We start from the raw sequence: 204 nt of genomic DNA on the forward strand, positions 1-204 counted from the left end.
CCACAGCGTGACCACCACCGGCTCACGCTTCTTGATCGACCGGTCCAGCTCCGCCAGCATCGACGACGTACTCGACGACACCACCTTGTACTCGCCCTCGAGGCCGTACGCCTTCAGCACCGACTTGTTCAGCGTCCCCATCATCCCGGCACTCGCCTCGATACCGATGATCTTCCCGCCGAACTCCTTGCCCCGGCCCTTCAG

General features: G+C 63.7%; 1 protein-coding gene. It reads right to left on the bottom strand.

The features are described from left to right. On the bottom strand, window positions 1-204 hold a 204-nt coding region (locus ADK36_RS18615), incomplete at both ends, for a glycine betaine ABC transporter substrate-binding protein (protein WP_276525836.1).

The organism is Streptomyces viridochromogenes, from assembly GCF_001270495.1.
GTDB classification, from domain to species: domain Bacteria; phylum Actinomycetota; class Actinomycetes; order Streptomycetales; family Streptomycetaceae; genus Streptomyces; species Streptomyces viridochromogenes_A.